Here is a 7318-nt window from a genome sequence, read left to right on the forward strand (position 1 = left end):
CTGTGGATAACTTTCCGGGTTGTCGGTCCCGACCCCTATCGTTGCGGGAGCAGTCGGACGACGGACGGGACAGACGGTATGAGCGAGGTGACGGAGAGCGAGGCCCTTGCCACGCTCCACCGCGTCTTCGGGTACGACGCTTTCCGCGGTGAGCAGGAAGCGATCATCGAGCACGTCGTGGCGGGCGGTGACGCCGTCGTCCTGATGCCCACCGGTGGCGGCAAGTCGCTCTGCTATCAGATCCCCGCCATGGTCAGACCCGGTACGGGCGTCGTCGTCTCGCCGCTGATCGCGCTCATGCAGGACCAGGTGGACGCGCTGCGGGCACTCGGCGTGCGCGCCGGGTTCATGAACTCGACGCAGGACTTCGACGAGCGGCGCACCGTCGAGGCCGAGTTCCTCGCCGGTGAGCTGGACGTGATCTATCTCGCCCCGGAGCGGCTGCGGCTCGACAGCACCCTCGACCTGCTCTCGCGCGGCAAGATCTCCGTCTTCGCGATCGACGAGGCGCACTGTGTGGCCCAGTGGGGGCACGACTTCCGGCCCGAGTACCGGGCGCTGTCCGTGCTCGGCGAGCGGTGGCCCGACGTGCCGCGCATCGCCCTCACGGCGACCGCGACGCACGCCACCCACCAGGAGATCACCCAGAGCCTCGGCATGCCCCGGGCCCGGCACTTCGTCGCCAGCTTCGACCGGCCCAACATCCAGTACCGGATCGTGCCCAAGGCCGAGCCGAAGAAGCAGCTGCTGACCTTCCTCAAGCAGGAGCACGAGGGCGACGCGGGCATCGTGTACTGCCTGTCGCGCAGGTCCGTGGAGGCCACCGCCGAGTTCCTCAGCAGGAACGGCATCGAGGCCGTGCCGTACCACGCGGGCCTCGACGCGGGGACGCGCGCGGCGCACCAGTCCCGCTTCCTCCGCGAGGAGGGCCTGGTGGTCTGCGCGACCATCGCCTTCGGCATGGGTATCGACAAGCCCGATGTGCGGTTCGTGGCCCACCTCGATCTCCCGAAGTCCGTCGAGGGGTACTACCAGGAGACCGGCCGTGCGGGCCGCGACGGGCTCGCGTCCACGGCCTGGATGGCGTACGGACTCCAGGACGTCGTGCAGCAGCGCAAGCTGATCAACATGGGGGAGGGCGACGAGGCGTTCCGCCGCCGGGCCTCCTCCCACCTCGACTCGATGCTGGCGCTCTGCGAGACCGCGCAGTGCCGGCGGGCCCAGCTCCTGACGTACTTCGGCCAGGAGGCCCCGGCCGCCTGCGGCAACTGCGACACCTGCCTGACCCCGCCCGAGACCTGGGACGGCACGGTCGCCGCGCAGAAGATCCTGTCCACCGTGGTGCGGCTCGACCGGGAGCGGCGGCAGAAGTTCGGCGCGGGCCAGATCATCGACATCCTGCTGGGCAAGCGCAGCGCCAAGGTCATCCAGTTCGACCACGACCAGCTGTCCGTCTTCGGCATCGGCGAGGAGCTGAGCGAGAACGAATGGCGTGGTGTCGTGCGGCAGTTGCTGGCGCAGGGGCTCGTCGCGGTCGAGGGTGAGTTCGGGACGCTCGTGCTCACCGAGGAGAGCGGGAGCGTGCTCGGGCGGGAGCGGGAGGTGCGGTTGCGCAAGGAAGCGCCGAAGCCGGCCGCTTCCCGGTCGTCCTCCCGTGAGCGCAAGGCCAAGACCGTCGCGGCCGATCTGCCCGCAGAGCTGCAGCCCGTCTTCGAGGCGCTGCGGGCGTGGCGCGGGGCGCAGGCCAAGGAGAACGGGGTGCCGGCGTATGTGATCTTCCATGACGCCACGTTGCGGGAGATCGCTCTTCAGCGGCCCACTTCGCTGGGGCAGTTGGGGACGCTCGGCGGGGTCGGCGAGAAGAAGCTGGCCACCTGGGGGCCCGGGGTGCTTGAAGTTCTTGCCGGGCTCGAGGGCGGGGAGTCCGTGGAGCGTGCCCCGGAGTTCGACCCCGGCCCCGAGCCCGACTTCGGGCCGGAGCCGGAGCCGGAGGATGTCGACTGGTAGGACCGTTGCCGACCGCGGCCCGGTGGCCGCTTCTCGCGCGGTTCCCCGCGCCCCTGGAAGCGAGCTCCGCTCGCCCAGGGGAGGCGCGCGGGGAACTGCGCGGCCGGTCGCGGTCGGTTACGGGTGTGCCACGATGCGGCCCGTCACCTCGCCCAGGGCCACCCGGGTGCCGGCGGGGCCCGGGGCCCAGGCCGTCATCGTCACCTCGTCGCCGTCCGCGAGGAACCCCCGCTTGCCGTCGGCGAGTTCCAGCGGCCGCTGACCGTTCCAGGTCATCTCGATCAGGGAGCCGCGCTCGTTCTCGGCGGTGCCGCTGACGGTGCCGGAGCCGTAGAGGTCACCGGTGCGCAGGGAGGCGCCGTTGACCGTCATGTGGGCCAGCATCTGGGCGCCCGTCCAGTACATGCCGGCGAACGGCGGCTCGGAGACGACCTCGCCGTTCAGGGCGACAGTGATGCGCAGGTCGTAGCCCGCGGGGTCGGCGTCGGAGTCGTCGAGGTACGGCAGGAGCGGCACCGTGCGCTCGGGCGCCGGTACCCGCGCCGCGTCCAGGGCCTCGAGAGGCGTGATCCACGCGGAGATCGAGGTCGCGAAGGACTTGCCGAGGTGCGGGCCGAGCGGCACCGTCTCCCAGTTCTGGATGTCGCGCGCCGACCAGTCGTTGAGCAGACACAGACCGAAGACGTGGTCGCGGTAGGAGGAGAGGGGGACGGGAACGCCCTGCGGCGACGGCGCCCCGACGACGTAACCGACCTCGGTCTCGATGTCGAGGCGGACCGACGGGCCGAAGACCGGCGCCGGATCCTGCGGGCCCTTGCGCTGGCCGCTGGGGCGGACCACGTCGGTGCCGGAGACCACGACCGTGCCCGCGCGGCCGTGGTAACCCACCGGCAGATGCTTCCAGTTGGGCTTCAGGGCCGCCTCGTCCGGGCGGAAGAGCTTGCCGAGGTTAGTGGCGTGGTTCTCGGACGCGTAGAAGTCGACGTAGTCCGCGACCTCGAAGGGCAGGTGCAGCGTGACCGAGGCCAGCGGGTGCAGATGGGGCCGGACCGCGTCGCGGTGGGCCGGGTCCGTCACCCAGGACGTCACCGCGCGCCGCACCTCCGACCAGGCCGAACGGCCCGCGGCGAGCAGGGGGTTGAGGGTGCGCCGGGCCAGCAGCGGGCTGTGCGGCGAGCCGAGGGAGTCGGCCGCCGCGCCCGCGTCCAGGACGTGGTCGCCGAGCCGGACGCCGACCCGGGGGCTCTCGTCCGCGCGGCTGAAGACTCCGTAGGGGAGGTTGTGCGGGCCGAAGGGGTGGCCTTCGGGGAGGTCGAGCGGGTCGAGCGGGGTGTGCTCGGACGCGGCTGCGGCTGCCATGCCTACGTGCCTCACTTTCCAGGACTGATCACACGGGTGGATCACACGGGTGGGCCACACGTTACGTGCACGCCGGATGTTCGGGCAGTGTCTAAAGAGTTCGCAATGTCCGAATGACCCGTTGTTGGAGTGGTCGGTTCGCCCATAGCGTCTATGTCCGGCGGACGCGGACGGGGTGGATCCGGGTTCGGAGGGGGATCAGGACACGTGGGGGGACCCGTGGCCGGACATGCCGGTGACGCACGCGGCGGCGCAGGACCCGCGCCGTTGGCCGTGGACCGCGAAGTGCCGGGCCTCATCGTCAAGTTCGGCGACTATCCGTTGCACCACGGAGGCGTGGGCGCCATCCGCAGCCTGGGCCGCCTCGGCATCCCCATGTACGCGATCACCGAGGACCGTTGCACGCCGGCCGCGGTCTCCCGCTATCTGCACCGGGCCTTCCCCTGGCGGACCACCGGGGCGGAGGCGCCGGAGCACCTGGTCGACGGGCTGCTCGTGATCGCGCGGCGGATCGGCCGCCCCGCCGTGCTGATCCCGACCGACGAGGAGGCGGCCGTGCTCATCGCCGAGCACCAGGGCCCGCTGGCCGACGCGGGATATCTCTTCCCGCCCGTGGAGCGGGAGTTGCCCCGGCGGCTGGCCAGCAAGCAGGGTCTGCACGAGCTGTGCGCGGAGCACGGGATCCCGTCACCGGCGGCGGTCTTCCCCGAGACCCGCGCGGACATCGAGGAGTTCGCGGCGCGGGCCCGTTTCCCGGTCGTGGCCAAGAACCGGGAGGCGTTCACCCGCCGCGCCCGCCCCGCCGTGTCCGGGACGACCCGGATCGCCACCCCCGGGGGCCTGCGCGACCTGGCGCGGGACTGGGGCGAGCGGCCCGGGGTGATCCTCCAGGAGTATCTGCCGCGCGAGCAGGCCGAGGACTGGATCGTGCACGCGTACGTCGACCAGGACTCCGCGCCCCGGGCGATGTTCACCGGGGTCAAGGTCCGCTCCTGGCCCCCGCACGCGGGCATGACCGCGCACGCGTACGTCGTGGACAATCCGGACCTCGCCGATCTCGCCGCGCGTTTCGTCAAGCAGATCGGCTTCACCGGCATCATCGACCTCGACCTGCGCTTCGACCGCCGGGACGGCCGCTACAAACTCCTCGATTTCAACCCGCGGATGGGTGCCCAGTTCCGCCTCTTCGAGAACGAGGCGGGTGTGGACGTCGTCCGCGCCATGCATCTGCATCTCACCGGCCGCGACGTCCCGGAGGGGGAACAGCGGGCGGGGCACCGGTACATCGTCGAGAACATCGACCTGCCGGCCCTGCTCGCGTACCGGCGCAGCGGCTACACGACCCCGCACGCCCCGTCCCGCGCGAGCGGCACGGAGCTGGCGTGGTGGGCGGCCGACGACCCGCGGCCGTTCTTCACGATGCTGGCCCGGTTCGTCAGACCCGGCGCCCGGCATCTCTACCGGCTGTGGCGGACCAACCGCCGCGGCGGCGCGACCGGCACCTCCGTCTAGCCAGAACGGGGACCGGTGAGCGGTACCGCGAAGCAAGAGACGCAGGGGCAGTCGCCACTGCCGTCCCGGGGAGGGAACTTCGTGATCCATCCGGTAGCTGTCATCGGCGCGGGCCCCTACGGCCTGTCGACCGCCGCGCACCTGCGGGCGCGCGGCCTTCCTGTCAGGGTCTTCGGGGAGCCCATGGTGAGCTGGCGCTCGCACATGCCCGAGGGCATGATCCTCAAATCGGTGCCGTCCGCGTCGAACATCGACGCGCCCCAGCGCGGCCACGACCTCGTCGACTACTGCGACGCCGCCGGCCTGCGGCGCCTCGTCACGGACGAGGACCTGATCGGCGCCGAGACCTTCGTGGCGTACGGCGACTGGTTCCAGCGGCAGTTGGTGCCCGGTCTGGAGCGGGTGCGCGTCGTCTCGGTCGACCGGCGCGGCACCGCGGGCTTCGAGCTGAAGCTGGACTCCGGCGAGCAGTTCACCGCGCGCGCCGTCGTCGTCGCCACCGGCCTGTCGGGGCTGGAGCACGTGCCGCACGAGTTCACCGCGGCCGCGCCGGACGGGCCCTCGCCCACGGGCCCGCTCTCGCACAGCGCCCAGCACCACGACCTGTCGCGGTTCGCCGGCCGGGAGCTGATCGTCGTCGGCGCCGGCCAGTCCGCGCTGGAGACGGCGGCGCTGGCGGCCGAGGCCGGGGCGAGCGTGCGGGTGGTGGCGCGCGGCCGGGGCCGGGTGCGGTTCGGGGCGCCGCCGTGGGAGCAGCCGCGCCTGCGCCCCGCGACCCCGTTCGGCAACGCCTGGTCGCTGTACGCGCTCACGTACTACCCGCACCAGTACCGTCGGCTGCCGCCCGGCGCCCGCCACTATCTGGTCAAGCGGGTGCTCGGCCCGCTCGGCGCGTGGTGGCTGCGGGAGCGGTTCGAGGGCAAGGTGACCGTGCGCGAGGTCGCGGCGGTGCCGCGGGTGACGGTGGCGGGCGGCGCGCCGGTGGTACAGGTGCGCACGCTCGGGGGGCGACGCGAGGAGCTGACCGCGGATCATGTCGTCGCGGCGACCGGGTACCGGGTGGATCTGGCGGCGATGCCGTTCCTCGGCGACGGCCTGCGCACCCGCCTCGCGACCAGCCGGGGCACTCCGCGGCTCGGTCCCGGCCATGTCTCCTCGGTCCCCGGTCTGTACTTCACCGGCATGCTGGGCGGCTCGTCGTACGGCCCGGTGATGCGCTTCGTGTGCGGCACCGAGTTCGCCTCGCCGCGGCTGGCGGCGCATCTCGCGGCCCGGCACGGGTAGCCGTCACCCGGCGGCCGTGGGCTAGCCCGAAGAGATGACAAGACGGTCACCGCTGCCCGGTCCGGGGGATCGGCGCAAGGGCGGCCGGTACGCGTCGGTCCCCCGGTGCCGTCGGTCCGTATTCTTCGGATCATGCCCGCACCCGCATATGCACTCATCGCCACTGACCTGGACGGCACGCTGCTGCGAGGGGACGACACCGTCTCGGACCGGACGCGGGACGCCCTCACGCGGGCCGCCGCGGCCGGAGCCCGGCACATCGTGGTCACCGGGCGGCCCGCACCCCGGGTGCAGCCCCTCCTCAGCGATCTCGGCGGGGCGGGGCTCGCGGTGTGTGCGCAGGGCGCGCAGTTGTACGACGCGGCGCACGACCGTCTGCTCTGGTCGCTCACCCTCGACCGGGAACTGGCCGAGCAGGCGCTCGGAAAGATCGAGGCCGAGGCCGGGCAGGTGTACGCGGCCGTGGACCAGGACGGCGTGGACGGGCTCACGCTGATCGAGCCCGGCTATCTGATGCCGCACCCGACGCTGCCGGCGGTGCGGGTGCACCGCCGGGCGGACCTGTGGGCGGAGCCCATCAGCAAGGTGCTTCTGCGCCATTCCGTGCTGGCCGACGACGAGTTGGCCGCCGTGGCCCGCGCGGCGGTCGGTCCGCTCGCCACCGTCACCATGTCGGGGCCCGGCACCGTCGAGCTCCAGCCGCGCGGCGTGACCAAGGCGACGGGGCTCGAACTCGCCGCCGAGCGGGTGGGGGTGGGTCCCGCCGACACCCTCGCCTTCGGCGACATGCCCAACGACGTGCCGATGTTCGGCTGGGCCGCGCGCGGGGTGGCCATGGCCAACGCCCACCCCGAGCTGAAGGCCGTCGCCGACGAGATCACCGCGTCCAACGAGGAGGACGGGGTGGCCGCCGTCCTGGAGCGCCTCTTCGGCTGAGCAGCACCGGTTCTCGGCCGTCGTTCGTCCGCGGGCCGGTGGGGGCTGGTCGCGCAGTTCCCCGCGCCCCTGAAAGATCCGCGTCTGCCCCGCTGGGCTTCGTCGCGATCTGACGGCCGGTGGCCGCTTCCCGCGCAGTTCCCCGCGCCCCTGAGGCATGCGCTGCGCGCAGCCTCCCCTGGATGCCGAAGGCATCTCAGGGGCGCGGGGCTCCTCGGGC

5 protein-coding genes are annotated in these 7318 nt (G+C 72.5%); 4 read left to right on the forward strand and 1 reads right to left on the reverse strand.

The window, feature by feature from the left end:
• Positions 1 to 78: 78 nt before the first annotated feature.
• Complete coding sequence (gene recQ, locus ABZ930_RS25630; RefSeq protein WP_361552033.1) at positions 79 to 2007, forward strand: DNA helicase RecQ; 1929 nt, start codon at positions 79 to 81, stop codon at positions 2005 to 2007.
• Between the two features lie 117 nt (positions 2008 to 2124).
• Here recQ and fahA read toward each other — a convergent pair whose 3' ends face one another.
• Positions 2125 to 3366: a fumarylacetoacetase gene (gene fahA / locus ABZ930_RS25635; RefSeq protein ID WP_361552036.1), complete on the reverse strand. Its 1242-nt coding sequence runs from the start codon at positions 3364 to 3366 to the stop codon at positions 2125 to 2127.
• 273 nt (positions 3367 to 3639) lie between these two features.
• On the opposite strand from fahA, the gene ABZ930_RS25640 reads away from it, so the two are divergent.
• The 3 genes from ABZ930_RS25640 (at position 3640) to ABZ930_RS25650 (ending at position 7098) form a co-directional block, all read left to right on the forward strand.
• Positions 3640 to 4878, forward strand: a complete 1239-nt coding sequence (locus ABZ930_RS25640) for an ATP-grasp domain-containing protein (protein ID WP_361552057.1) — start codon at positions 3640 to 3642, stop codon at positions 4876 to 4878.
• An 81-nt stretch (positions 4879 to 4959) separates the two neighbouring features.
• Positions 4960 to 6162, forward strand: a complete 1203-nt coding sequence (locus ABZ930_RS25645; protein WP_361552039.1) for an FAD-dependent oxidoreductase — start codon at positions 4960 to 4962, stop codon at positions 6160 to 6162.
• Positions 6163 to 6294: 132 nt separating this feature from the next.
• Positions 6295 to 7098 carry an HAD family hydrolase gene (locus ABZ930_RS25650; protein WP_361552042.1) on the forward strand — a complete coding sequence of 268 codons (804 nt, stop codon included), beginning with the start codon at positions 6295 to 6297 and terminating at the stop codon, positions 7096 to 7098.
• Positions 7099 to 7318: the final 220 nt, after the last annotated feature.

It is taken from the genome of Streptomyces sp. NPDC046716 (assembly GCF_040645755.1).
Lineage (GTDB): Bacteria > Actinomycetota > Actinomycetes > Streptomycetales > Streptomycetaceae > Streptomyces.

Coding starts and splice junctions, on each gene's coding strand:
- fahA (WP_361552036.1), bottom strand. CDS start 3,366: ATGGCAGCCGCAGCCGCGTCCGAGCACACCCCGCTCGACCCGCTCGAC.
- recQ (WP_361552033.1), top strand. CDS start 79: ATGAGCGAGGTGACGGAGAGCGAGGCCCTTGCCACGCTCCACCGCGTC.
- ABZ930_RS25650 (WP_361552042.1), top strand. CDS start 6,295: ATGCCCGCACCCGCATATGCACTCATCGCCACTGACCTGGACGGCACG.